This is a genomic window from Microvirga sp. P4_G7 (assembly GCF_056401005.1).
Genome location: NZ_JBFUKD010001217.1, coordinates 1 through 502 on the forward strand (window position 1 = coordinate 1; position 502 = coordinate 502).

The 502-nt window shown below is 63.3% G+C and carries 1 protein-coding gene; it reads left to right on the plus strand.

Annotated elements, in window-relative coordinates:
- Positions 1–149: 149 nt before the first annotated feature.
- A partial coding sequence (locus AC1DT3_RS23955) for a hypothetical protein (RefSeq protein ID WP_477467631.1) occupies positions 150–502 on the plus strand: 353 nt, incomplete at its 3' end.

Consider the following 502-nt stretch of genomic DNA (forward strand, 5'->3'; position numbering starts at 1 on the left):
CGTCTCGGCTATTACGGCATCGAGTTTGAAGCCATCGAGGCGGGTTCAGGCTCCCTGTTCCCCGATCTGCCGATCGGCAACCGACTTGCAGCCTCGTCGGCGGCCTTGATTGCAGGGCTCAGCCGCAATTTCCTCGGAGGATACCGGCCATGACCGAGCGTGTTGCGATTGCGGCGACGGTCGTGCAGTCCTTGTGYGACCGCGTCGAGGGGTTGCGCTCTGACCTCACGCTCGAGAACACCGTGTCCGCTGATATTGCGACGCGCGTGGCGAGGATCCGCGCTGGTCTTGTCGGGGCGATTGCGGTGTCGACAGTCGCCGACGCCGTGGGGGACCTCTGTGACGTATTGCGGGACCTTGGACGGCAGGCCGATCCTGTTCAGATCAATCAATTGGGCGCGGTCGTGCTTCAAACTCTCGCGGATGCAGTGCCGTCAACGTCATCGCCCGCGCTCAATCTGGCGTCAGACTTCGGTCGGGCGGCAGCTGCTTGTATCGAGGC